Here is a 23832-nt window from a genome sequence, read left to right on the forward strand (position 1 = left end):
CATGACTACTCCACCCGACGACCGCTCCTTCCGCAGGGAAATGGCCACCGCCTATCGCTCCGGATGGCACTTCATCGACCTCGTCACCGCGATCCCCCACCCCGGTGACTCGTTGATGGTGACCGTCTTCGGCGAACCGGTGGTCGTCACGCGGGACGAGGACGAGGACGTACGGGCGTACCGGTGTCTGCGGCGGCCTCGGGGGGCGCCGCAGCCTGTTCGGTGTGCCATCCGGTACGGAATGATCTTTGTGAACCTGGACCAACGAGACCATCGGCTGGTGGAACCGGAAACCCCCACCCCGCGGACCATCTCAGCCACCCCCCGCAGTGCCTGACGCGATTCCCCCGTCGTAACAGATCGCTCAGGTGCTTCCCCCCGCAGCGGCGTCACCGTGACCTGAACACGGTGACGCCGCTGCAGTTTCAGGCGACATTTCCGGTTATCGCATGATCGAGTCGTGGCTCAAAAACGCCCCATCGCTCCCGTGAGCGAGATCTCGACTACCACCCGCAGCGGGTTCGGCAACGGCGTGCGTTCGTAGCGTTCCGCGTACCGCCGCACCGCTTCCGCCACCCGTTCCGGCTCCGTGCTGACGTGCGCCACGCCCTCCAGCGTCGCCCAGCGCGGCCCCGCCACCTGGCACACCGCCACCCGTGCCCCACCCTCGCCGGCCGCCAGCACGTGCCGCACCTTCGCGCTCGTCCGGCTCGCGATCACCCGAGCGAGACGGGCCTCCGGGTCGTATGTCACCCCGACGGGCACCAGGTGCGGACTGCCGTCCGGGCGGGGTGTCGTCAGCGTGCACAGATGCCGTTCGCGCCAGAAGCTGAGGAACGACGGGTCCGGGGCACCCGGATCCTGGGCGTAGGAGGTCATGCCGGGACGCTAGTCCCCCATCCCTGCCACGGATGGCCTTGAGTGGAATAGACTCAACTTTATGTACGCTGACTGAGTCAGTGCAGAGTCGGTGCAGGAGCTGACACCCGAGGAGGAGTACGGACACGTGGATGCCGAGCTGACCAACCGGAGCCGGGACGCCATCAACGCGGCCAGCAACCGGGCCGTGACCGAGGGACACCCGGACCTCACCCCCGCCCACCTGCTCCTCGCTCTGCTCCAGGGGCAGGACAACGAGAACATCGTCGATCTGCTCGCGGCCGTCGACGCCGACCAGGCCGCCGTGCGGGCCGGGGCCGAGAAGGCGCTCGGCTCGCTGCCGAGCGTGGCCGGGTCCACCGTCGCGCCCCCGCAGCCCAACCGCGACCTGCTCTCCGTCATCGCCGACGCGCAGGCCCGCGCCAAGGATCTCGGCGACGAGTACCTCTCCACCGAGCACCTGCTCATCGGCATCGCCGCCAAGGGCGGACCGGCCGCCGAGGTGCTCACCCAGCAGGGCGCCACCCCGAAGAAGCTGATCGACGCCTTCCAGAAGGCCAGAGGAGGGCGCAGGGTGACCACCGCCGACCCCGAGGGGCAGTACAAGGCCCTGGAGAAGTTCGGAACCGACTTCACCGCCGCCGCGCGCGACGGCAAGCTCGACCCCGTCATCGGCCGCGACCAGGAGATCCGCCGGGTCGTACAGGTGCTCAGCCGCCGTACGAAGAACAACCCGGTCCTCATCGGCGAGCCGGGTGTCGGCAAGACCGCCGTCGTCGAGGGGCTCGCCCAGCGGATCGTCAAGGGCGACGTGCCCGAGTCGCTCAAGGACAAGCGGCTCGTCTCGCTCGACCTGAGCGCCATGGTGGCCGGTGCCAAGTACCGCGGTGAGTTCGAGGAGCGGCTGAAGACCGTCCTCGCCGAGATCAAGGACTCCGACGGGCAGATCATCACCTTCATCGACGAGCTGCACACGGTCGTGGGTGCGGGCGCCGGCGGGGACTCCTCGATGGACGCCGGCAACATGCTCAAGCCCATGCTGGCCCGCGGCGAGCTGCGGATGGTCGGCGCGACGACCCTCGACGAGTACCGCGAGCGGATCGAGAAGGACCCCGCCCTGGAGCGGCGCTTCCAGCAGGTGCTGGTCGCCGAGCCCTCGGTCGAGGACACCATCGCCATCCTGCGCGGGCTCAAGGGACGTTACGAGGCCCACCACAAGGTCCAGATCGCCGACAGCGCGCTGGTGGCCGCCGCGGCCCTCTCCGACCGGTACATCACCTCCCGCTTCCTGCCCGACAAGGCCATCGACCTCGTCGACGAGGCCGCCTCCCGGCTCCGGATGGAGATCGACTCCTCACCCGTGGAGATCGACGAACTCCAGCGCGGTGTCGACCGGTTGAAGATGGAGGAGCTCGCGCTGGTCAAGGAGACCGACCCGGCCTCCCGCGAGCGCCTGGAGCGGCTGCGCCGCGACCTCGCCGACAAGGAGGAGGAGCTGCGGGGCCTTACCGCCCGCTGGGAGAAGGAGAAGCAGTCCCTCAACCGGGTCGGTGAACTGAAGGAGAAGCTGGACGAGTTGCGCGGCCAGGCCGAACGCGCCCAGCGCGACGGCGACTTCGACACCGCCAGCAAGCTGCTCTACGGCGAGATCCCCACCCTGGAACGGGACCTGGAGGCCGCCTCCGAGGCCGAGGAGGAGGCCGCCAAGGACACCATGGTCAAGGAGGAGGTCGGCGCCGACGACATCGCCGACACCGTCGCCGCCTGGACCGGCATCCCGGCCGGCCGCCTCCTGGAGGGCGAGACGCAGAAACTCCTGCGCATGGAGGAGGAGTTGGGCAAGCGGCTCATCGGCCAGAGCGAGGCCGTGCGGGCCGTGTCCGACGCCGTACGGCGCACCCGGGCCGGTATCGCCGACCCCGACCGGCCCACCGGCTCCTTCCTCTTCCTCGGCCCCACCGGTGTCGGCAAGACCGAACTCGCCAAGGCCCTCGCCGACTTCCTCTTCGACGACGAGCGGGCGATGGTCCGCATCGACATGAGCGAGTACGGCGAGAAGCACACCGTCGCCCGGCTCGTCGGCGCGCCTCCCGGCTACGTCGGGTACGAGGAGGGCGGCCAGCTGACGGAGGCGGTGCGCAGGCGGCCGTACAGCGTGGTGCTCCTCGACGAGGTGGAGAAGGCCCACCCGGAGGTCTTCGACGTCCTGCTCCAGGTGCTGGACGACGGGCGTCTGACGGACGGTCAGGGCCGTACCGTCGACTTCCGCAACACGATCCTGGTGCTGACGTCCAACCTGGGCAGCCAGTTCCTGGTCGACCCGATCACCAGCGAGGCGGAGAAGAAGGAACAGGTCCTGGAGGTGGTGCGGGCCTCCTTCAAGCCGGAGTTCCTCAACCGGCTCGACGACCTCGTCGTCTTCTCCGCCCTCAGCAAGGACGAGCTCGGCCGGATCGCGCGGCTGCAGATCGACCGGCTCGCCCAGCGCCTCGCCGAGCGCCGGCTCGCCCTGGAGATCAGCGACGAGGCCCTGGCCTGGCTCGCCGACGAGGGCATGGACCCGGCCTACGGTGCCCGCCCGCTGCGCCGCCTCGTCCAGACCGCCATCGGCGACCGGCTCGCCAAGGAGATCCTGTCGGGCGAGGTCAAGGACGGCGACACGGTCCGGGTGGACGCCTTCGGCGACGGCCTGATCGTGGGCCCGGCGACCGGCAAGACGCTCTGACGGGCGTGGTGAGGAGGGGGCGGCTCCGCCCCCTCCTCACAGCGTGAACGGGGGTCGGCGCTGCCTTGCCCTCACAGTGTGAACGAGGGTCGGCGCGGCCGTCCTCTCACAGCGTGCACGGGGGCGGCGCCGCCCTCCCCTCACAGCGTGAACGCCTCGAACCGCACCTCGGACCACTTGCGGCTGTCGTGGATGATCTCGATCTGCACGGAGGCCCGCTCTCCTGCGACCGGGCCCGCGCTCAGACACGCGTCGACCTGGGCGTCGCCGCACTGCGCGGTCCGCAGTTCCGGCCCCTGCGGGAAGCTTGCCGCCACCCAGGCGTCGATCTCGCCGCGTGGCATCAGGAAACGCGCCTCGTAGCGGGGTTCCGGCCCGGCCTGGAGCCCGCACCAGGCGTGGCGTGTCCCCGCCGGCAGCTTTGCCCCGCCGAAGGCCAGGGCCTCGGCGCACGAGGTCTTCTTCACGTCGGGCTCGACCGAGTCGTCGGTGAACAGCCAGGCGATCCCCAGCGCGATCAGGCCCGCCACCACCAGCGTCGGCACGGCCACGATCGCCAGGAAGACCCCCCATCGGGTCCCGCCCGGCTCGGCCTGTTCCGCCACCGTTTCGGTCTGCGTCTGTGTCATGTCTTCCCCGTTTCCTCGACACGTGCTTTCCAGGTCTGTCCGGATCATGTCAGCCCTGGGAGGACAGGGTCTGTCGGGGCTTGCCACCCCCCTCCCCGGATGGGGGAGGATGGCGGAATCCGTACGAAGGGAAATTCACGGTGACCATCGACCCGTCCTCGATTCCGAACTTCGGGGGCCAGCCCGAGCCGCAGCAAGGACCGGCGGGCCCCGTCGTCCCGGATCAGGATCTTGTGAAGCAGCTCCTCGACCAGATGGAGCTGAAGTATGTCGTCGACGACGAGGGTGACCTCGCGGCGCCGTGGGAGCAGTTCCGTACGTATTTCATGTTCCGTGGCGAGGGTGACCAGCAGGTCTTCTCGGTGCGGACGTTCTACGACCGGCCCCACCAGATCGACGAGAAGCCGCAGCTGCTGGAGTCCATCGACGACTGGAACCGGCGCACCCTGTGGCCCAAGGTCTACAGCCACACCCATGACGACGGCACCGTCCGCCTGATCGGCGAGGCGCAGATGCTCATCGGCACCGGCGTCAGCCTGGAGCACTTCGTCTCCTCGACGGTCAGCTGGGTGCGCGCCGCCATCGAGTTCGACAAGTGGCTCGTCGAGCAGCTCGGCCTCGAGGAGGAGGTCAACGACGCCGAGAAGCCCGAGGACGACGAGTAGGCGTTCCGCCCGCTACAGCGGCGTGTCGGCGATCACGACCAGATACGCGCCGTAGGCGAACGAGAGCCCGGCCAGGGCACCGGCCACCACGGCCGCGTGCCAGGGCCGGGCTCTCGCCGTTCGCACCAGCGCCCGCGCGAGCGGCAGCAGCAGCGGGAAGGCGGGCAGCAGGAACCGCGGCTTGGACGCGAAGAACCCCGACCCGCCGAGCGCGACCAGCAGCAGGACCCCGCTGTAGACCAGCAGCGGAAGAGGGGCGCGGTCGGCGAGCAGCAGGGCGTACAGGAGTACGGCGGCGGCGACCAGCAGCAGTGCCATCGGGAAGACGAGCCGGTCGCCCTGGAGCACCAGGTGCCGTACGAAGCGCAGTGAGCCCCGGCCGAGGTCGAAGCGGGAGCCCCAGCGGCGCTGCACCGCGAAGTAGCCGCCGAGCGGATCACCCTCGCGCCGGCCCACCCACAGCACGTACCCCAGCCAGCCCAGCGGGGCGAGCGCGGCGCCCGTCCACAGCCTGTGGGTAACTTTTCGGTTTGTCCGAAGGCCCTGGTGTTCTCGAAGACCCCGGTTTGTTCGAAGGCCCCGCACGAGTTCGTACGCGGCCGTCACGAGGACCGCCGCCGCGACCGCGAACCCGTTGGGCCGGGACAGCCCGGCGAGGGCGGCCAGCACCCCCGCCCACACCCACCGCCCGGTCAGCACGGCGTACAGCGACCACGCGGCGAAGGCCGTCAGGACCGGTTCCGTGTACGCCAGCGACAGCACGACCGAGTGCGGCAGCAGGCCCCACAGCAGGACCAGGGCGGCGGCCACGGCGCGTCCGTGCAGACGTAGGGCGAGCGCGTGGATGCCGGCGGCGGCCACCGCGGCGGCGGTCCACGACACCAGCAGGCCGGCCGCGCCCCAGCCGAGCGGCGTCAGCGCGGTCACGGCCCGGACCAGCCCCGGATACAGCGGGAAGAACGCCAGGTCGCTGAAGACGACACCCGGCCGGACGTCGAGCGAGCGGCCGTACCCGTGCGCGGCGATCCCCAGATACCACCGCGAGTCCCAGGACCGCCCGAGCAGCGCGAGCGGCCCGTGACCGGTGGCCCACGCGGTCACCGCGACCACGCCGAGCCCGGTGAGCCGGGCGACGGCGAAGAGCCCGAGGGCCGCCACCAGGGGGTGCCGGAGAGTGGTCCGGAGGTGGGTTCCGGGTTGTGTGACGGTGGGCGGGGCGAGGGTGCTGGCTTGGGTCACATCAGCACATTGCATGGGAAACCGGGCATAAGCGAGCACTGTGTGCTCGGTGTCCGTGGGTCAACAGCCCCGACCCGGGTCGGCCTCCCGCCGGCGACCCGGACTCACTGTGCCCCGTGGTCAGCGTGTGAAGGCCTTGCGGAGCCGGTCCGCCGCGTCCGTCAGGACCTCCGTGCGCTTGCAGAACGCGAACCGCACGAACGGTGCCCCCGCTTCCCGGTCGTCGTAGAAGACGGCGTTCGGGATCGCGACGACGCCCGCGCGCTCGGGCAGGGCGCGGCAGAAGGCGAAGCCGTCGCTCTCGCCCAGGGGGCGGATGTCGGTGGTGATGAAGTAGGTGCCGGCGGGCCTGAAGACCTCGAAGCCCGCGTCGGCCAGACCCGCGGCCAGCAGGTCCCGCTTGGCCAGCATGTCCTCGCGGAACGCGGCGAAGTAGCTGTCGGGGAGGGCGAGTGCCTCGGCGACCGCGTACTGGAAGGGGCCGGAGGACACGTAGGTGAGGTACTGCTTCGCCGAGCGGACCGCCGAGACCAGGCCGGGTGCCGCCGTGATCCAGCCGACCTTCCAGCCGGTGAAGGAGAACGTCTTGCCGGCGGAGCCGATCGAGACCGTGCGCTCCCGCATGCCGGGGAAGGTCGCGAGGGGGAGGTGCTCGGCCTCGTCGAAGACCAGGTGCTCGTAGACCTCGTCGGTGACCACCAGCAGGTCCCGCTCCACCGCCAGCTCGGCGATCGCGGTCAGCTCCTCGCGGGTGAGGACGGTGCCGGTGGGGTTGTGCGGGGTGTTGATGAGCAGGAGGCGGGTCCGGTCGGTGACCGCGGCGCGCAGTTCGTCCAGGTCCAGGCGGAAGCTGCCGTCGTGCGGCCGCAGGGTGACCGGGACCCTGGTCCCGCCCGCCATCGCGATGCAGGCCGCGTAGGAGTCGTAGTACGGCTCGAACGCGACGACCTCGTCACCCGGCTCGACCAGGGCGAGCAGGGCGGCGGCGATGGCCTCCGTGGCGCCGGCCGTGACCAGGACCTCGGTGTCGGGGTCGTAGGCCAGGCCGTAGCGGCGCTTTTGGTGCGCGGCGATCGCCGTGCGCAGCTCCGGGATCCCCGGGCCCGGCGGGTACTGGTTGCCGCGTCCGTCGCGCAGCGCCCGCACGGCCGCCTCCCTGACCTCCTCGGGGCCGTCCGTGTCGGGGAAGCCCTGACCCAGGTTGATCGAGCCGGTCTGCAGGGCGAGAGCGGACATCTCGGCGAAGATCGTCGTCCCGAACTCGGCGAGACGGCGGTTGAGCAGGGGACGCGCGCTGGAGGTCATGCCGGCCATCCTGCGCCCAAGCTCCGGAGTTCCTCAACCTGCGTCCGGGGAGTGGCACCCGTTGGCGGGACCCGGCGCACCGTCCCTGAGCAGGGGGAGAGCGGTCGGCACCTGTCGTGGTCGGCCCCTGTCGTCGTCCGTCTGCGTCGACCGCTTCCGGACGGCCCACGGACGCCAGACGGCCCATGGACGGCCCGGCCCAGAGGCCCGGGCGAGCCTCTCGCCGCACCTCCGGTCCAGGATGGGCACGGGCGGGCGTGGGCATCGTCATCTCATGTATCAGCTACTCATCACAGGCCTCGCCATAGCCGCCGTGATCCTCTCGGGGCTGGTCGTCCTGATCCTGGCGCTGACGGTCAGGATGTGGGACGCCTGGTGGGCCAGATCGGCCCACGCCTTGGTCTTCCTGGCGGCCGCGGCGGCCGTGGTGTTCGCGATCCGCTGGGGAATCCATGCCCTGCCGCAGGACGGATGCGTGCACCATCCGTGCGTGACCGCGCCCGGCGACTAGGGCTTGTGGCGAACGTGGATCTCCCGGCGGACCGGGTCCGCAACCGCCGCAAGCGCGGCATCCGGGCCCCGGCCGACGCCGACCGGCTCCGGGCGGTACTCGATGGCCACCCGCAGCGGTCCTCCGTGCCAGGGGCGACCTGACCGAATCACGTTCAAGCGGATAGAGGATCAAGGGAAACGCAAGACCCCCTCTTTGTGGTGCCGGTGCCAGACTGCGCGTCAGGGCATTTGATCCATGGGGGGAATGGTGGGCACGTCACGCTTCGTCGCCCTGGCCGCGAGCACGCTGGTCGTCGTGGGCGCTCTGGCCGGGGCGCCGGCCGCCGCGGCGGACACCGGGCAGCCCGGGACGTTGTACGTGCAGAACGTCGACTGGTGCAGCGACACGGGCCCGGGCACGCAGGACGTGCCGTTCTGCTCGGTGCAGGCCGCCGCCGACGTGGTGGTGCCGGGCCAGACGGTCGACATCGTCGGCCCCCCGCGCTACGGCGGGGCGGTGACCATCACCCGGTCCGGCACTTCCTCCGAGCCGATCACCTTCCAGGGCGTCTCCTCCGACCCCATCGGCACCTCGGCCGCCCTGATCCTGCCGCCGCTCCTGGGCGGAACGATCACCCTGTCGGGCGTGCACGACGTCCACGTCTCCAACCTCCAGCTGGACCACACCACGACCGACGCCGTCGACGTCAAAGGCTCGCAGGGCGTGGTGCTCGACCGTCTGTACATCGCCCAGCAGGGCCCCGAGGACGCGACCGCGGCCACCGACGGGGTCTCCGTCGACGGCGCCTCGTCGGACGTCACCGTCTCCCGCAGCAAGATCTATGACAGCCACGGGAACGCCGTCCAGGTCGCGTCCGGCGCGCACGACGTCACCGTGACGACCAACGAGCTCGAAGGCAGCAGGTACGCCGAGATCGCGGTCAGCGGCACCGCCACCGCGGATCTGACGGGCAACACGCTCGACGACGCGTGCGGCCCGGGCCTCACCATCGACGGCGGTTCCTCCGCGACGGTGGAGAACAACGTCTTCACGGGCGTCGGGCACGGCACCGTCTGTCCCGCGCCGACCGCCCCCGCTTTCTCCGTCACCGCCGACTCGGCGGCCTCCGTGGCCGCTGATTACAACGCCTTCGCGCTCGACAGCGGCCGGAGCGAGTACTCCTGGGGCGGCACCGGCTACACCATGGTCGCCGCCTTCACCGCGGCCACCGGCCAGGGCGCCCATGACCTCGACCACGTCGGCTACGCGTACCCGGACGCCACGGACGAGAACTCCCCGGTGATCGACTCGGCCGACGCCGACGCGCCGGGCGAACCGGCCACCGACGTGAACGGCGCGCCCCGGGTCGACGACCCCCTCGTCGCGGACACCGGCACCGGCGCGCACACGACGTACGACCGCGGGGCCTTCGAGCGGCAGGACACGCTCCCCATGCCCAGCGGAGCCACGTCGTCCAGCGGTATCGGCCCGCTCAGCGTGTCGGTGACACCGGGCATCGGGAATCCCGGCTCCTGGGGTCTGCCGCTGACGTACACGGTGGACTTCGGCGACGGCAGCGCAGCCGTCACGGACGTCTCGGGGACCGTCACGCACACGTACACCACCCCCGGCGTCTACGCCGAGAAGGTCACCGTCACCGACGCCAACGGGTCCGGCGCGACCCGGACGGCGAAGGTCACCGTCGGTACGGCGACGCCTCCGGCCACGTCATTGACCGTGCGCCCGGAGATCTTCCAGGGCACCGTCGACGCGGGAAGCGCCTCCCTCACGCTCGACCACTCGGACAACTGGGAGCTCGCCTCACGCACGGTCTCCTGGGGCGACGCCTCGTCCGACAGCGTGCCCGTCACCAGGGGAGCCGCGGGGCACGACTACGACGACGACGAGCCGTTCCGCAGCTACCTGCTGAAGCTGACGCAGACCGACATCTTCGGGCGCACCGCAACCGCCACCGCCACCTTCCGGCCGGCCGACTCCTACACGCCGCTGACGCCGCCGGAGTACGACTACCAGGGCACCGTCAAGGCACACGGCCTCCTCGACCTCACCAGCAGCACCCTGCACACCGATACGAACGGCGTCGACGCGGCCGCCCTGAGGGTCACGGTCACCGGCGGCACCGCGGGCGGTTATCTGACCCTCTATCCGTACGGCACGGCACGGCCGTCCGTCTCCGCTGTGAACTTCGCCGCGCACCAGACCGCCGAGAACGGCATGACGGTCAGGACAGGCCCCTCCGGGGACGTGTACCTCTACAACGGCAGCGCGGCCTCCGTCAGCGTGAAGGTCGTCACCGCCGGGATCTTCAGCCACGCCCAGTACGGGCACTCCTACACGCCCGTCGCCCCCGTCCGCGTGCTCGACACACGAAACGGCACGGGCGGCGTCACCGGCCCGGTGGCGTCCGGGAAGTCGATCACGGTCAGCGTCGCCGGAACCCACGGCATCCCGGCGGACGCGGCGGCCGTCGTCCTCGACGTCCAGACGACGAGCACCCAGGCTTCCGGGTCGCTCACCGTCACCTCGCACGGCATCGCGGACTCGGCCGTCACCACGTCGTACTGGACCAAGGGGCAGACGGTGTCGAACCTGACCGTCGTGCCGCTCGCCGACGGCAAGGTCGTGCTGCACAACAGCAGCAGCGGCTCCGTGCAACTGGTCACCGACGTCTTCGGCTACGCCGACGCGACCGGCACGGGTTCGGTCTACCTGCCGTCCACGCCCACCCGGATCCTCGACACCCGGAACGGCACCGGCACCGGGGGCCGCATCGCCAAGCTCGGGGCGCACCAGACGCTGAAGCTCAGGTTCAGCGGCGTCCACGGCATCCCGTCGTCCGGCACCACGGCCGCCGACCTGGTGCTGACCGCCGTCAGCCCCGCCGCCGGCGGCTACCTGACCGCCTGGGCCGACGGAACCACCCGGCCGGGTACGGCGAGCCTGGACTACGGCACCGGGCGGACGACACCGAACGAGATCATGCCTCCGGTCGGCTCGGACGGGTACGTCGACATCTACAACGGCGGCTCGGCGGCCGTGAACGTCCTCGCCGACCAGTACGGCGCGTACGTGGCCCAGTGATGCCGCAAGCGCCGACCGGAGCCCGCGCGGAACGACGCAGGCGACCCGGTCCGCGCATTCCGCGGGTACGGTCGCCCGTCGCCGGGAATCTCACCCGTCGACTGAAGTCGTCGCCGCCCGACGGCCATACCGGTCTCCCGGGCCCGACAGAAGCCTCTGAAGTAGCTCAACTCTGCTTTGGCCCGTGAGACGGAGGGGCATCTCCAGCTCACGCAACCGGCGAGGCGCCCACGGGGGGTCGCTTCGGGGGGTAAGGGAAGGAGGGTGAGCCATGGTCGTCGGCATCATCCTTGCGGTGTTCGCGGTCCTGTTCGTCGGGGTTCTGGTGTCCGCCGCGAACAAGAGGCAGCGGGTCCGGCTGATCAAGGAGCCCCGCGGCGGACGGACCCGGGTGCACCGCGAAAGCTGGTGGGCCGGAGGTGGCACGGGTGTCGGCTCGACGTGCGGGGCGTCGGGCGGGAGCTCCGGCGGGCACAGCGGGGGACACGGCGGGGGGCACCACGGCGGGCACTCCTGTGGTGGTGGGCACTCCTGCGGCGGTGGGTCGTCCTGTGGTGGCGGGTCGTCCTGCGGCGGCGGGGGCGGATGCGGGGGAGGCAGCTGACACGGGGCAGCTGAGCTCCGGCAGGGGGAACCGCATCCCCGCACGGGGGAGCGCGGGGGCGTGCGTCCTGACCTGGGTCGGGACGCACGCCCCCGCTTGTCGCACTTTCACTCCGGAACTCCGGTGCTCCGGCATACGCTCCGGCCGCCGTGACGCGCGCCTTGGTTGAACAGTTGAGCTGAGGAGCCCACGGAGGGATGGAAACCCCACGAACTTGGGTAAAAACGCTGTGGTGGCGCCACTGTTCATGATTCCCTCTAAAACACCAACACAGCCCCTCGGACGTCACACGGACAACTCCTGACCTTCCGACTGGGCTGACCGGGCCGATCCCCCCACAGTCGCCCGGGTGTGCCGGAACCCCACACCACCCTTTCTTTGCGTGCTAGCGGAGCCGACCCATGCTCACGACCCTGAACACCTCGTACACCGACACGCGCGCGGCCGACCTCGCCTGGGCCCTGGGGCGTGAGCCGCTGCCCGCCCTCGCCACGCTCGACCTCGAGATCGCCGGGGCGAAGCTTCAGTTGAGACTTCTCGGCGCGTCCCACCAAGTGCTCCTGGAGGAGGACCGTGGCACGTGTTCGGAGACGGTGGCGTGCATCGCCGGCAGCAGTACGCCGTTGCCGCTGGGCGTGGCCAAGCGGATCGGGGACTGGGAGTACGAGTTCGCCGCGCGCGTGGAGGTGCTGTCGCCGGGTCAGTTCGCGGGCCGGGCACAGGAGTTGCTGGCACTGGTGTCCGATCATCCGCACGGACTCGCCGGCGTCTTTCCCGGGAGCCCGCACGCGTTCACGGCCCTGCTGGCCCAGCGGTACGACGGACAGGTGCACTGGCGGACCTGGCACGCGTACCCGCAGGACGGCCAGTTGGTGGCCACGCGGACGCGCGTCGGGGTCCGGGTCCCGGTGGGGACGGCGCACTGAGCCAGGCAAACCCGTGTTTCCCGGTTCACTCCCAGTTCCACACGTGTGGGTGACGAAGCGTGCCATGGCCGTGACGTAACGTCGCACCGTGATCGAGCCGCACGCCCCTGCCCCGCCCGGCGCTCCGCCGCCCTGGGCCGGGCCCGCGCGGCTGCCGGTCCGGCAGGGCACCGGGCGGTTCCTCGTGCTCGCCTGTGTCTTCGTCTGCGCAGCCTGCGGACTGGTGTACGAGCTCGAACTGGTCGCGCTCGCCTCGTACTTGACCGGCGACACCGTCACCCAGGCGTCCGTGGTGCTGTCCGTGATGGTCTTCGCGATGGGCATCGGCTCGCTGGCCGCCAAGCGGTTGCGCCGGACCGCGGCGGCCGCGTTCGGCGCCCTCGAGGCGCTGCTCGCGCTGGTCGGCGGGTGCAGTGCGATGGCGTTGTACGCCGTGTTCGCGTGGACCGGTGATTGGGGCGGGCTGTGGGCGAGCGGCCCGCGCCTGCTGCTGGTCGCCTTCTCGCTCGCCATCGGTCTGCTCATCGGTGCCGAAGTCCCCCTGCTGATGGAGCTGATCCAGCGCATCCGCCGCCAGGACGCGGGCGGCGCGGTGGCCGACCTGTTCGCGGCGGACTACGTCGGCGCGCTGGTCGGCGGCCTGGCCTTCCCCTTCCTCCTGCTGCCGCTGCTGGGCCAGTTGACCGGCACGCTGCTCACCGGCGCGGTCAACGCGGTCGTGGGCGGCGCCCTGGTCCTCGGCCTGTTCCGCCGCGACCTGTCCGTCCGGGCCCGCTGGCTGCTGCTGGTCGCCAACCTCGCCGTCCTCGGTGTGCTGGCCACCGCCACCGTCCTCGCCGACGACTTCGAGCGGGCCGCGCGGGAGGCGGTCTACGGCAAGGACGTGCGCGTCGCTCTGCGGACCGGCGTCCGGGAGATCGCCCTCACCGGCGGCACCGACGGCCGCCCCCTCGACCTCTACGTCGACGGCCGCCTGCGCGTCAGCAGCCACGACGGGGACCGCTACCACGAGGCCCTCGTCCACCCCGCGATGGACGGCCCCCACGCGCGCGTGCTCGTCCTCGGCGGCGGTGACGGCCTCGCGGCCCGCGAGGTGCTGGAGTACCCCGGGGTGCGCCGGGTCGACATCGTGGCACTCGACCCCGCGGTGGTCGACCTGGCCCGCCGCGACCCGGCACTCGCCCGGCTCAACGACCACGTCTACGGCGACTCCCGCGTCCATGTGAGCACCGCGGACGCCTTCCGTCTGCTGCGTACCGCGGCGCCCGTGCCGTCGTACGACGTGGTGATCGCCGATCTGCCCGACCCCGGCGCCACCGCAAGCACCAAGCTGTACTCGCAGGAGTTCTACGGCCTCGTCCGCCGCGTCCTGGCCCCCGGCGGCCGTCTCGTCGTGCACGCGGGACCGCTCTCCTCGTGCCCCCGGGTCTTCTGGACGGTGGACGCGACCCTGCGCGCCGCGGGCCTGCGCACCACGCCCTACCGCGTCGACGGCCTCGACTCCGGCTCCGCACCGGGCCGCACGGCCGGCGCGTCCCGTGCCCCCGGCGACTGGGGCTTCGTGCTGGCCTCGCGGGGAGCCCGCCCGGTGCTGGGACCGGGCCCGCGGGAGACGGCGACGGTGACGCGGGAGTCCCTGCAGGCCGCGGCACGGGCGGCGGAGGCGACCAGGATCAAGGGTCTCGCGGCCTCCACGCTGCTGCATCCGCGCTACTGAGACCGACGGGCGCAGCCACTTTCCCGCAACCGGGGTGCATGTCCGTCACCCCTGGGTAGGCTCGGCAACCATGGAGCATGAGGTGTTCGTTCCGGTTCCGGTCGAGCGGCTGCGGGAGGCCCTGGGCGATCCCGTCAGGGTCGCCCGGGCGGTTCCCGGGCTCCAGCAGGACGCCGGTGCGGACCCCGTCGCGGGGCGCGTGAAGGTGCGGGTCGGCAGCCACTCCGTCACCTACCGGGGCGCGGCGCACGTCTCGGCCCGGGACGACGGTTCCTACGCCGTCGAGGGCGACGCCACCGAGGCCCGCGGCACCGGCTCGGTCAAACTCGCCCTCACCCTGCGCCTGCGCGACACGGACGGTGGCACGACCCTGACCTTCGACGGCACGGCGACGGCGGACGGCCGGGTCACGGAACTCCCCCAGGACGCGGTGCGCTCCGCCGTCGTACGCCTGCTGAACCGTTTCGCGGAGGCGCTGGGCGAGGCCCGGGAGGAGCCGGAGCGGGTGGCGGAGGCCGAGGGGACTCCCGAGGCACCTGAAACAACGGATGCTCCCGAGACGCCTGAAACCACGGATGCCCCCGAGGCACCTGAGGCTACGGATGCCCCCGAGGCACCTGAGGACACCGACGCTCCCGAGACGACCCCGGAAACCGCCCGGACGCCGGAGGAGGAGCACCCCCCGGCCCCCCTCGCCGACGACTTCACGCAACCCGCCGAACCCCCGGCCGAGGCGGCCCACGCCCGGCGGACCATGATCGGCCGCAGCGCGGAGGAGGTCGACCACGCGCCCCCGAGGGGCCGTTACGCCCCCGTACCGGCCCCCCAGACGGTGGTCGCCGGCGCGACCCTGCGCTGGGCGGCGCCGGCGGCGGCAGTGGCCCTGGCATCGGCGATCGTGGTGACCCGGGTGCTGAGAAAACGCCGTTGAGTACTGTCTCCCCGTGAGCCAAGAAGAGATCACGCTGACCGCGGGCACCGCGGAGGTGACCGTACAACCGGCCAACGGCGGACGCATCGGCGGTCTGCGCATCGCCGGCACCGAACTCCTGCGCCAGGGCGAGCGGTTCGGCTGCTTCCCGATGGTCCCCTGGTGCGGCCGCATCCGCGACGGCCGCTTCCGCGACGGCGCGACGGTGCGTCAGATGCCGCTCAACTCCCCGCCGCACGCCATCCACGGCACCGCGCGGGACGGCGCCTGGACCGTCGCCCGCAGCGGCACCGACGAGGCGGTCATCACGTACGACCTCGTCGACCCCTGGCCCTTCCCCGGCCGTGTCACCCAGGTCGTCGCCCTCACCGAGGACGCCCTGACGCTCACGATGTCCGTGGAGACGTACGACTCCTCCTTCCCGGCCCAGATCGGCTGGCACCCCTGGTTCAACCGCACCCTGGACGGCGGTGAGCCCGTGCGCCTCGACTTCACCGCCGCCTGGCAGGAGGAGCGCGGCGACGACCACCTGCCGACCGGCAACCGCGTCGAGCCCAGGCCGAGCCCCTGGGACGACTGCTTCGGCATGCCCGACGGCGTCGACGTCACGCTCACCTGGCCCGGGCAGCTGGAGCTGAAGGTCACCAGCCGCGAGGAGTGGGTCGTGGTGTACGACGAGCAGGAGGCCGCCGTCTGCGTGGAGCCGCAGACCGGGCCGCCCAACGGACTGAACACGCTGCCGCGCCTGGTCACGCCCCTGGAGCCGCTGGAGGCCTCGACGACCTGGAGCTGGCGCCGCCTCTAAGCTGACAGGCATGACTGACGCACGCGCCTCCCTGAAGCAGCAGATCCTCGACAAGGCCGTGGTGCACGGCAAGGTGACCCTGTCATCGGGCCTGGAGGCCGACTACTACGTCGACCTGCGCCGCATCACCCTCGACGGCGAGGCGGCCCCGCTGGTCGGGCAGGTGCTCCTTGACCTGACCGCGGACCTGGACTTCGACGCGGTGGGCGGGCTGACCATGGGGGCCGACCCGGTCGCGGGCGCCATGCTGCACGCGGCCGCCGCGCGCGGGCAGCGCCTGGACGCGTTCGTCGTCCGCAAGGCCGCCAAGGCGCACGGCCTGCAGCGCCGGGTCGAGGGCCCCGACATCGCGGGCCGCCGGGTGCTGGTCGTCGAGGACACCTCCACCACCGGCGGCTCCCCGCTCGCGGCCGTCGAGGCGGTCCGCGAGGCGGGCGCGGAGGTCGTCGCCGTCGCGACCATCGTGGACCGCGCGACCGGCGCCGCGGAGAAGATCGAACAGGGCGCGGGCGTGCCGTACCTCTTCGCGTACTCGAAGGACGAGCTGGGACTGCACTGACCAGGGGATGGACCATCCGGCCAAGTCTGGAAGGATGGGGCCGACGATGACGTCGAACCCCCACACAAGGTCTAGGTCAGGGCCGTAAGCACGTAGTACGCCAACCCGCAGATACAAGGAGCGGACAGATGCCGATCGCAACCCCCGAGGTCTACAACGAGATGCTCGACCGGGCGAAGGCGGGCAAGTTCGCCTACCCGGCCATCAACGTCACCTCGACGCAGACCCTGCACGCGGCGCTGCGTGGCTTCGCCGAGGCCGAGAGCGACGGCATCGTCCAGATCTCGACCGGTGGCGCCGAATTCCTGGGCGGCCAGTACAGCAAGGAGATGGTCACGGGTTCCGTGGCCCTCGCCGAGTTCGCGCACATCGTGGCCGAGAAGTACCCGGTCACCGTCGCCCTGCACACCGACCACTGCCCCAAGGACAAGCTCGACGGGTACGTACGCCCGCTGCTCGCGGTGTCCGAGGAGCGCGTGAAGGCCGGCGGCAACCCCTTGTTCCAGTCGCACATGTGGGACGGCTCGGCGGAGACCCTCGCCGACAACCTCTCCATCGCCCAGGAGCTCCTGGAGCGCGCCCGCGCCGCCAAGATCATCCTCGAGGTCGAGATCACGCCGACCGGTGGCGAGGAGGACGGCGTCTCGCACGAGATCAACGACTCCCTCTACACCACGGTCGACGACGCCATCCGGACCGCCGAGGCCCTCGGGCTCGGTGAGAAGGGCCGCTACCTGCTGGCCGCGTCCTTCGGCAACGTCCACGGCGTGTACAAGCCGGGCAACGTCGTCCTCCGCCCCGACCTGCTGAAGGAGCTGAACGACGGCGTCGCCGCCAAGTTCGGCAAGCCGGCCGGCTCGCAGCCCTTCGACTTCGTCTTCCACGGCGGCTCCGGCTCCACGGAGGAGGAGATCCGCACCGCGCTGGAGAACGGCGTCGTCAAGATGAACATCGACACCGACACGCAGTACGCCTTCACGCGTCCGGTCGCCGACCACATGTTCCGCAACTACGACGGCGTCCTGAAGGTCGACGGCGAGGTCGGCTCCAAGAAGACCTACGACCCGCGCACCTGGGGCAAGCTCGCGGAGGCCTCCATGGCCGCCCGGGTCGTCGAGGCCACGCAGAACCTGCGCTCGGCGGGCACGAAGATCAAGTAAGACCCTTCACGGCTGTTTGCGGTGAGCCCGGTGCCACAGCACCGGGCTCGCTGTATACCTGGGGCCATGTCCGACGTCCGGCTGGCCTCGCCGCAAGGCAAGTGGATCCTGCTCACCACCGTCCTCGGCTCCAGCATGGCGATGCTGGACTCGACCGTCGTCAACGTCGCCCTGCCGCGCATCGGCCGCGACCTGGACGCGGACCTCGCCGCCCTGCAGTGGACGGTCAACGCGTACATGCTCACGCTGGCCGGGCTGATCCTGCTCGGCGGCTCCCTCGGGGACCGGTACGGCCGCCGCAAGGTCTTCGTGGTCGGGGTCGTGTGGTTCGCGGCCGCCTCCCTGCTGTGCGGCCTCGCCCCGAACGCCGGGGTCCTCATCGCCGCCCGGGCCCTGCAGGGAGTGGGCGGCGCCCTGCTCACCCCCGGGTCCCTGGCCCTGATCCAGGCCTCCTTCCACCCCGACGACCGGGGCCGGGCCGTCGGCCTGTGGTCCGGGTTCGGCGGCATCGGGGCGGCCGTCGGCCCCTTCGTGGGCGGCTGGCTGGTGGACGGTCCTGGCTGGCGCTGGGTGTTCCTGCTCAACGTGCCGCTGGCCCTGGTGTGCGCGCCGATCGCCGTACGGCATGTGCCCGAGTCGGCGGACGGCCGGAGCGATCACGGGCGTTTCGACGTGCTCGGCGCGGTCCTCGGCGCGCTGGCGCTCGCGCTGGTGACGTACGCGCTGATCGAGGCGCGTTCCGGGTCCCTGCTGGTCGCCGTCACGGCGGTCGCGGGGGTGGCCGCCGGGGTGGCCTTCGTCGCCGTGGAGAAACGCCGGCCCGACCCGATGATGCCGCTCGGGATCTTCGCGTCCCGGCAGTTCACCGCGGTCAATCTGGTGACCCTGTGCGTGTACGCGGCCTTCGGCGGCTTCTTCTTCCTGGCCGCGCTCCAGCTCCAGGTGGTGGTGGGTTACTCGGCCCTCCAGGCCGGTACGGCCCTGCTGCCGACGACCGCCCTCATGCTGCTGTTCTCCGCCCGCTCGGGCGCCCTCGCCGACCGCATCGGGCCGCGCATCCCGCTCACCGTGGGCCCGCTGCTGTGCGCGGCGGGGATGCTGCTGATGCTGCGGGTCGGGCCGGGGGCCTCGTACCTCGCCGACGTGGTGCCCGCGCTGCTCGTCCTCGGCACCGGCATGGTCACGCTGGTCGCCCCGCTGACGGCGACCGTGCTGGGCTCCGTGGACGTCGCGCGGGCGGGTCTGGCGAGCGGCATCAACAACGCGGCGGCCCGTGCGGCGGGCCTGATCGCGGTGGCCGCGCTGCCGCTGGTCGCGGGGATGGGGGAGGAGGCGTACCGGTCGCCCACGGCGTTCGACAGTGCGTTCCAGCGGGCGATGACGGTGTGCGCGGGGGTGCTGGTGGTGGGGTCCGCGGTGGCCTTCGCGACGGTACGGTCGCTGCCGCCGGGGTGCCGGAAGCCGGAGTGCCGGACGCACGGAGCCGTGCTGGCGCCGCCGCTGGAGGGGGAGAGGACTCGGGGGCGGCTGTCGTAGGGCGGACTCGGGGGCGGCTGTCGTAGGGCGGCCGCGGGGGCGTCGTGGCCGACCGGGCCCCCACCGGCCCACCGGCCCCCACCGGCCCCCATCGGCCCCCACCGGCCCGCGGACGAAACCGTGGCACCGGCGAGGGAGACTGGACCCATGTCCATTCACGAGAACCTTCTCGGGGGCCCGCCCCCGACCCACCTCCCCGACGACCCGGAGCCCCGTGAGCTCCTGGCGAACGGCACCGCCCCCGCGGATGTCGCCGCGAAGTACCCCACCTCCTCGCTGGCCTGGGCCCAGCTGGCCGACGACGCGTTCGAGCGGGGCAGCGTCGTGGAGTCGTACGCCTATGCCCGTACCGGCTACCACCGCGGCCTGGACTCGCTGCGCCGCAACGGCTGGAAGGGCCACGGGCCGGTCCCGTGGGAGCACGAGCCGAACCGCGGCTTCCTGCGCGCCCTGCACGCCCTCGCCCGCGCCGCCGGATCCATCGGTGAGCAGGAGGAGTACGAGCGCTGCACGCAGTTCCTGAAGGACTCCTCGCTCACGGCGGCCGAGACGCTGGGCTGAGCCGTCACCGCTTCCCGGGCCCGCCTGTGCGATCAGGTGGGCCTTGCCATTTCCGGGGAGCATGGAAGAGGATGCCCGGCGGGGACCGGGGCCCCGTGTCGGTAACGGCAGGGCGGACCGCTACCCGGAGTACACATCAGGAGACAGCGATGTCGTCCCACGAGGCTCAGGAATCCCAGGAGCCGGAGACCCCGCATCTCGACTTCCAAGGCACGACGCCGTACGAGGACTACGTCAAGGCGGACGTGCTCACCCACCTCCAGCACACCCTCTCCGACGATCCCGGAGAGATGGTCTTCCTGGTCACGACCCAGGTCATGGAGCTGTGGTTCACCGTCATCGTCCACGAGTGGGAGACCGCGGCGGGCGCGCTGCGCTCCGACGACGTCCCCACGGCGGTCGCCGCGCTGAAGCGGTCCGTCCGTGAGCTGGAGGCGCTGACCGCCTCCTGGAAGCCGCTCGGCCAGCTGACCCCCGCGCAGTTCAACTCCTACCGCTCGGCCCTCGGCGAGGGCTCCGGCTTCCAGTCGGCGATGTACCGCCGCATGGAGTTCCTGCTCGGCGACAAGTCCGCGTCCATGCTGGTGCCGCACCGGGGCGCGCCCCGCGTGCACGCCGAGCTGGAGAAGGCGCTGCACGAACCGAGCCTGTACGACGAGGTGCTGCGGCTCCTCGCGCGGCGCGGGCACGCGGTCCCGGCGGCCGTGCTCGACCGTGACGTCTCGCTCCGCTACGAGCCGTCGGAGGAGGTCGAGGCCGTCTGGACGGCCCTCTACTCCGGCCCCGAGGGCGACGAACTCGCCCGCCTCGGCGAGGCGCTGACCGATGTCGCCGAGCTGGTGTGGCGCTGGCGCAACGACCATCTCGTCGCCACCCGCCGCGCGATGGGCGCCAAGTCCGGCACGGGCGGCTCCGCCGGGGTGGCCTGGCTGGAGAAGCGCGCGCGGAAGAACGTGTTCCCTGAGCTGTGGACGGCGCGCTCCCATGTCTGAACCCGCTTTCAAGGAACCAGCTTTCAAGGAACTCGCTTTCAAGGCACAGGAGTTGGACGCGGGAGATGAACTGGCGGGCGTGCGCTCCCGGTTCGTGCTCGATGACGTGGTGTACCTCGACGGGAACTCACTGGGCGCGCTCCCGGCCACCGTGCCGGGGCGTGTCGAGGACGTCGTACGCCGTCAATGGGGGTCCCTGCGGATCCGGTCCTGGGACGAGAGCGGCTGGTGGACCGCGCCCGAGCGGATCGGCGACCGGATCGCTCCGCTGGTCGGGGCGGCGGCCGGGCAGATCGTGGTCGGCGACTCGACGAGTGTCAACGTCTTCAAGGCACTTGTGGGGGCCGTACGGCTCGCGGGCGGTCCCGGCTCCGGTCGTGACGAGGTGGTCGTCGACGCGACCACCTTCCCCACGGACGGGTACATCGCCGAGTCCGCCGCCCGGATGACCGGCTGCACCCTGCGGGCGGTGACCCCGGCGGAGGTGCCGGAGGTGCTGAGCGGCCGTACGGCGGCCGTCCTGCTCAACCACGTCGACTACCGCACCGGCCGCCTGCACGACCTGCAATCCCTGACGGCCGCCGTGCACGCGGTGGGCGGGATCGCGGTGTGGGACCTGTGCCACAGCGCGGGCGCCCTGCCCGTCGGGCTGGACGCGCACGGCGTCGACCTCGCGGTGGGCTGCACCTACAAGTACCTGAACGGCGGGCCCGGTTCACCGGCGTACCTCTATGTGCGCCGTGAGCACCAGGACCGCTTCGACTCCCCGCTGCCGGGCTGGACCTCGCACGCCGACCCCTTCGGCATGAGCCCGTCCTACGCCCCCGCCGACGGCGCGCTGCGGGGCCGGGTCGGCACGCCCGACATCCTCTCCATGCTCGCCCTGGAGGCGGCGCTGGAGGTCTGGGACGGGGTGTCGGTCGAGTCGGTGCGCGCCAAGTCCCTCGCCCTGACGGACTTCTTCCTGGAGTGCGTGTCCGCCTACGTCGACGAGGGCCGGGTCGCGTGTGTGACCCCCTTGGCCCATGCCGAGCGGGGCAGCCAGGTCGCGCTGCGCTGCGAGGACGCGGGCGAGGTGATGAAGCGGCTCATCGAGCGGGGCGTGGTGGGCGACTTCCGGCACCCGGACGTGCTGCGGTTCGGCTTCACGCCGTTGTACGTCGGATTCGCGGACGTGGAGCGGGCCGCGCGGGTGCTGGCGGAGACGCTCGTCAGCTGATCGGCTCGTCGTGGCGTCAGGCCGGGTTGACGTACACCCCGGCCCTCGCCGCGGCCAGCGCCGCGTCCGCCGCGCGTTCGGCGTCGGCCGGGTCGGGGACCGTTCCCGCGGTGAGCAGGCCGTAGTAGAGGGGGGCCGAGACCGCCCGTACGACGGTCGCCGGGTCCGTGCCGGCCGGGAGCTCCCCACGCGCGACGCCCTCCGTCACGCACGGGGCCCACTCGGCGATCCGTACGGCGTAGAAGTGCCGCAGCGCCTGGGCCGTCCGCTCGTCGCAGGCCGCCGCGGCGATGACCGCGCGGAACAGGGCGCCCTGCCGGGGGTCGGCGAGCGTCCGCTGGACCAGCAGGGCGTTGGCCCGCAGGTCCTCGCGGACCGAGCCGGAGCGGGCGCGGGGCAGCGACTGCTCGGCCATGTCGGCGAGCAGGTCGGCCACGAGCGCGGTGACCGACCCCCAGCGGCGGTACACGGTCGTCTTGCCGACCTCCGCGCGGCGGGCGACCTCGGCGAGATCGAGGCGGTCGAATCCCTGCTCGACGAGCACGTCCCCGGCCGCCCGCAGCACGGCCGCTCGGACACGCGCGGTACGCCCTCCGGGACGGACGGTGCCGGGTTCGGCGGACATAACGGCCTCCTCGGCGCGCTCCGGATCCGCGGGAGCGGACCCGCCGTCAGCGTAACGAAACAGCAGAACCGTTTAACCCTCACCGAGCGTGACATCCCCGTGTCCGCGCACGTCATCGGCCTGATACCGTCCCGGCCAACGGCCGAATTCTCTTTCAGGATGCTTTCACGGTCCGTCAAATCCGTTTCGTCGCTGAGAGGTTGGAGCATGCCGGACGACGCCGCTGCCCGTGCCGCCGCAGAAGCCCGCGCCACGGCCGAGGAGGAGTCGGCCTTCTCGCACCCGGCGGTCGACCCCGACGCCACCGCGGCGTACGGCGCCGACCCCGACCAGGTGATCGACTTCTACGCCCCGCGCGGTCAGGCTCCGGCGGGCGGCGCTCTCACACCGCTGGTCGTCGTCCTGCACGGCGGGGCGTGGCGGGCGCCGTACGACCGGCGCCATGTGACCCCGTTCGCCGACTTCCTGGCCCGGCGGGGCTTCGCGGTGGCCAACGTGGAGTACCGGCGCGGCGGGGTCTCCCTGCCGGCGCAGGGTGCCCCGGCCGGGGGCGGTACGGGGGCCGCCGGCCCCGTCGCCGGGCGCTGGCCCGAGACCTTCGACGACGTGGCCGCCGCGATGGACGCGCTTCCCGGGCTCGTACGGGAGTTCCTCCCGCAGGCCGATCCGCGCCGCATGGTGGTCACCGGGCACTCCGCGGGCGGCCACCTCGCGCTGTGGGCCGCGGCCCGGCACCTCCTGCCGGACGACGCCGTGTGGCGCACCGACCGCCCGGCGCCCCTGCGCGGGGTCGTCGCCCTCGCCCCGATCGCCGACTTCACCGTCGCCGAGAAGCTGGACGTGTGCGGCGGAGCGTGCCGTCAGCTCCTGGGCGGGGACGAGGGGTTCACCGCGCGGCTGCCGTACGCCGACCCCGCCCTGCTGCTCCCGACGGGCATCGCGACCACCCTCGTCCAGGGCCGCACCGACACGGTCGTCCCGCAGGCGGTCGCCGAGGCGTACGCGGACGCGGCGGCCAAGGCGGGCGAGGTGGTGGGCTTGACGCTGCTGGAGGACGTCGGCCACTTCCCGCTGATCGACCCGGCGGCGGACGCGTGCGCGGTGGTGGCGGAGGAGATCGCGCAACTGGCGTGGTGAGCTCGGTTCGAAAGCCTCCTTCG

The 23832-nt window shown here is 71.9% G+C and carries 21 protein-coding genes; 16 read left to right on the top strand and 5 right to left on the bottom strand.

Annotated elements, in window-relative coordinates:
- Position 1: 1 nt before the first annotated feature.
- Positions 2-337 carry a hypothetical protein gene (locus tag IOD14_RS01640; RefSeq protein WP_028809089.1) on the top strand — a complete coding sequence of 112 codons (336 nt, stop codon included), beginning with the start codon at positions 2-4 and terminating at the stop codon, positions 335-337.
- 128 nt (positions 338-465) lie between these two features.
- On the opposite strand, the gene IOD14_RS01645 is transcribed toward IOD14_RS01640, so the two are convergent.
- Entirely contained in the window at positions 466-879 is a 414-nt protein-coding gene (locus IOD14_RS01645) for a TIGR03618 family F420-dependent PPOX class oxidoreductase (protein ID WP_212669490.1), read from the bottom strand.
- A gap of 127 nt (positions 880-1006) precedes the next feature.
- Here IOD14_RS01645 and clpB point away from each other — a divergent pair, with 127 nt between their 5' ends.
- Positions 1007-3604 carry an ATP-dependent chaperone ClpB gene (gene clpB, locus IOD14_RS01650; protein ID WP_212669491.1) on the top strand — a complete coding sequence of 866 codons (2598 nt, stop codon included), beginning with the start codon at positions 1007-1009 and terminating at the stop codon, positions 3602-3604.
- A 140-nt stretch (positions 3605-3744) separates the two neighbouring features.
- Here clpB and IOD14_RS01655 read toward each other — a convergent pair whose 3' ends face one another.
- On the bottom strand, positions 3745-4233 hold the full coding sequence (locus IOD14_RS01655; protein ID WP_212669492.1) for a hypothetical protein: 489 nt from the start codon (positions 4231-4233) through the stop codon (positions 3745-3747).
- Positions 4234-4373: 140 nt separating this feature from the next.
- Between IOD14_RS01655 and IOD14_RS01660 the strand changes: the two genes are divergently transcribed.
- Complete coding sequence (locus IOD14_RS01660; RefSeq protein ID WP_123990645.1) at positions 4374-4898, top strand: YbjN domain-containing protein; 525 nt, start codon at positions 4374-4376, stop codon at positions 4896-4898.
- Positions 4899-4910: 12 nt separating this feature from the next.
- On the opposite strand, the gene IOD14_RS01665 is transcribed toward IOD14_RS01660, so the two are convergent.
- Together IOD14_RS01665 and IOD14_RS01670 are read right to left on the bottom strand one after the other, a co-directional pair.
- Complete coding sequence (locus tag IOD14_RS01665; RefSeq protein WP_212673175.1) at positions 4911-6056, bottom strand: hypothetical protein; 1146 nt, start codon at positions 6054-6056, stop codon at positions 4911-4913.
- A 201-nt stretch (positions 6057-6257) separates the two neighbouring features.
- Positions 6258-7451, bottom strand: coding sequence for a pyridoxal phosphate-dependent aminotransferase (locus IOD14_RS01670; RefSeq protein ID WP_212669493.1), 1194 nt, complete (start codon positions 7449-7451; stop codon positions 6258-6260).
- Positions 7452-7716: 265 nt separating this feature from the next.
- Between IOD14_RS01670 and IOD14_RS01675 the strand changes: the two genes are divergently transcribed.
- From IOD14_RS01675 to kynU, 12 genes are all read left to right on the top strand, one after another.
- Positions 7717-7953 carry a hypothetical protein gene (locus tag IOD14_RS01675; protein WP_123990647.1) on the top strand — a complete coding sequence of 79 codons (237 nt, stop codon included), beginning with the start codon at positions 7717-7719 and terminating at the stop codon, positions 7951-7953.
- 237 nt (positions 7954-8190) lie between these two features.
- Positions 8191-11037, top strand: coding sequence for a right-handed parallel beta-helix repeat-containing protein (locus IOD14_RS01680; RefSeq protein WP_249125802.1), 2847 nt, complete (start codon positions 8191-8193; stop codon positions 11035-11037).
- A gap of 1005 nt (positions 11038-12042) precedes the next feature.
- Positions 12043-12567 (top strand): DUF2617 family protein, encoded by a 525-nt coding sequence (locus tag IOD14_RS01685; RefSeq protein WP_212669494.1) that lies wholly within the window; start codon positions 12043-12045, stop codon positions 12565-12567.
- Positions 12568-12655: 88 nt separating this feature from the next.
- Positions 12656-14284 (top strand): polyamine aminopropyltransferase, encoded by a 1629-nt coding sequence (locus IOD14_RS01690; protein ID WP_212669495.1) that lies wholly within the window; start codon positions 12656-12658, stop codon positions 14282-14284.
- Between the two features lie 70 nt (positions 14285-14354).
- Complete coding sequence (locus IOD14_RS01695) at positions 14355-15215, top strand: SRPBCC domain-containing protein (protein ID WP_212669496.1); 861 nt, start codon at positions 14355-14357, stop codon at positions 15213-15215.
- A 13-nt stretch (positions 15216-15228) separates the two neighbouring features.
- Positions 15229-16020, top strand: coding sequence for an aldose 1-epimerase (locus IOD14_RS01700; RefSeq protein WP_212669497.1), 792 nt, complete (start codon positions 15229-15231; stop codon positions 16018-16020).
- A 10-nt stretch (positions 16021-16030) separates the two neighbouring features.
- Entirely contained in the window at positions 16031-16579 is a 549-nt protein-coding gene (gene pyrE / locus IOD14_RS01705) for an orotate phosphoribosyltransferase (protein ID WP_123990653.1), read from the top strand.
- Positions 16580-16707: 128 nt separating this feature from the next.
- The gene (gene fbaA, locus IOD14_RS01710) at positions 16708-17739 is read left to right on the top strand and encodes a class II fructose-bisphosphate aldolase (protein WP_123990654.1); all 1032 of its coding nucleotides are present in this window, start codon (positions 16708-16710) and stop codon (positions 17737-17739) included.
- Between the two features lie 66 nt (positions 17740-17805).
- Entirely contained in the window at positions 17806-19275 is a 1470-nt protein-coding gene (locus IOD14_RS01715; protein ID WP_123990655.1) for an MFS transporter, read from the top strand.
- Between the two features lie 147 nt (positions 19276-19422).
- Complete coding sequence (locus tag IOD14_RS01720) at positions 19423-19836, top strand: DUF3151 domain-containing protein (RefSeq protein WP_212669498.1); 414 nt, start codon at positions 19423-19425, stop codon at positions 19834-19836.
- Between the two features lie 149 nt (positions 19837-19985).
- A complete protein-coding gene (locus IOD14_RS01725; RefSeq protein WP_123990657.1) occupies positions 19986-20828 on the top strand; it encodes a tryptophan 2,3-dioxygenase family protein in 843 nt (280 codons plus the stop codon).
- A complete protein-coding gene (kynU, locus tag IOD14_RS01730) occupies positions 20821-22047 on the top strand; it encodes a kynureninase (RefSeq protein WP_212669499.1) in 1227 nt (408 codons plus the stop codon). The genes IOD14_RS01725 and kynU overlap by 8 nt, the downstream gene beginning before the upstream one ends.
- A 16-nt stretch (positions 22048-22063) precedes the next feature.
- On the opposite strand, the gene IOD14_RS01735 is transcribed toward kynU, so the two are convergent.
- The gene (locus IOD14_RS01735; RefSeq protein ID WP_123990659.1) at positions 22064-22672 is read right to left on the bottom strand and encodes a TetR/AcrR family transcriptional regulator; all 609 of its coding nucleotides are present in this window, start codon (positions 22670-22672) and stop codon (positions 22064-22066) included.
- Positions 22673-22879: 207 nt separating this feature from the next.
- On the opposite strand from IOD14_RS01735, the gene IOD14_RS01740 reads away from it, so the two are divergent.
- Positions 22880-23809, top strand: a complete 930-nt coding sequence (locus tag IOD14_RS01740; RefSeq protein WP_212669500.1) for an alpha/beta hydrolase — start codon at positions 22880-22882, stop codon at positions 23807-23809.
- The last annotated feature ends 23 nt before the right edge of the window (positions 23810-23832 follow it).

Origin of the sequence: Streptomyces sp. A2-16 (assembly GCF_018128905.1) — a bacterium.
In the GTDB taxonomy this organism is placed as follows: domain Bacteria; phylum Actinomycetota; class Actinomycetes; order Streptomycetales; family Streptomycetaceae; genus Streptomyces.

Coding starts and splice junctions, on each gene's coding strand:
- IOD14_RS01645 (WP_212669490.1), bottom strand. CDS start 879: ATGACCTCCTACGCCCAGGATCCGGGTGCCCCGGACCCGTCGTTCCTC.
- kynU (WP_212669499.1), top strand. CDS start 20,821: ATGTCTGAACCCGCTTTCAAGGAACCAGCTTTCAAGGAACTCGCTTTC.
- IOD14_RS01675 (WP_123990647.1), top strand. CDS start 7,717: ATGTATCAGCTACTCATCACAGGCCTCGCCATAGCCGCCGTGATCCTC.
- IOD14_RS01735 (WP_123990659.1), bottom strand. CDS start 22,672: ATGTCCGCCGAACCCGGCACCGTCCGTCCCGGAGGGCGTACCGCGCGT.
- IOD14_RS01725 (WP_123990657.1), top strand. CDS start 19,986: ATGTCGTCCCACGAGGCTCAGGAATCCCAGGAGCCGGAGACCCCGCAT.
- pyrE (WP_123990653.1), top strand. CDS start 16,031: ATGACTGACGCACGCGCCTCCCTGAAGCAGCAGATCCTCGACAAGGCC.
- IOD14_RS01715 (WP_123990655.1), top strand. CDS start 17,806: ATGTCCGACGTCCGGCTGGCCTCGCCGCAAGGCAAGTGGATCCTGCTC.
- IOD14_RS01740 (WP_212669500.1), top strand. CDS start 22,880: ATGCCGGACGACGCCGCTGCCCGTGCCGCCGCAGAAGCCCGCGCCACG.
- fbaA (WP_123990654.1), top strand. CDS start 16,708: ATGCCGATCGCAACCCCCGAGGTCTACAACGAGATGCTCGACCGGGCG.
- IOD14_RS01655 (WP_212669492.1), bottom strand. CDS start 4,233: ATGACACAGACGCAGACCGAAACGGTGGCGGAACAGGCCGAGCCGGGC.
- IOD14_RS01640 (WP_028809089.1), top strand. CDS start 2: ATGACTACTCCACCCGACGACCGCTCCTTCCGCAGGGAAATGGCCACC.
- IOD14_RS01720 (WP_212669498.1), top strand. CDS start 19,423: ATGTCCATTCACGAGAACCTTCTCGGGGGCCCGCCCCCGACCCACCTC.
- IOD14_RS01685 (WP_212669494.1), top strand. CDS start 12,043: ATGCTCACGACCCTGAACACCTCGTACACCGACACGCGCGCGGCCGAC.
- IOD14_RS01680 (WP_249125802.1), top strand. CDS start 8,191: ATGGGGGGAATGGTGGGCACGTCACGCTTCGTCGCCCTGGCCGCGAGC.
- IOD14_RS01670 (WP_212669493.1), bottom strand. CDS start 7,451: ATGGCCGGCATGACCTCCAGCGCGCGTCCCCTGCTCAACCGCCGTCTC.
- IOD14_RS01695 (WP_212669496.1), top strand. CDS start 14,355: ATGGAGCATGAGGTGTTCGTTCCGGTTCCGGTCGAGCGGCTGCGGGAG.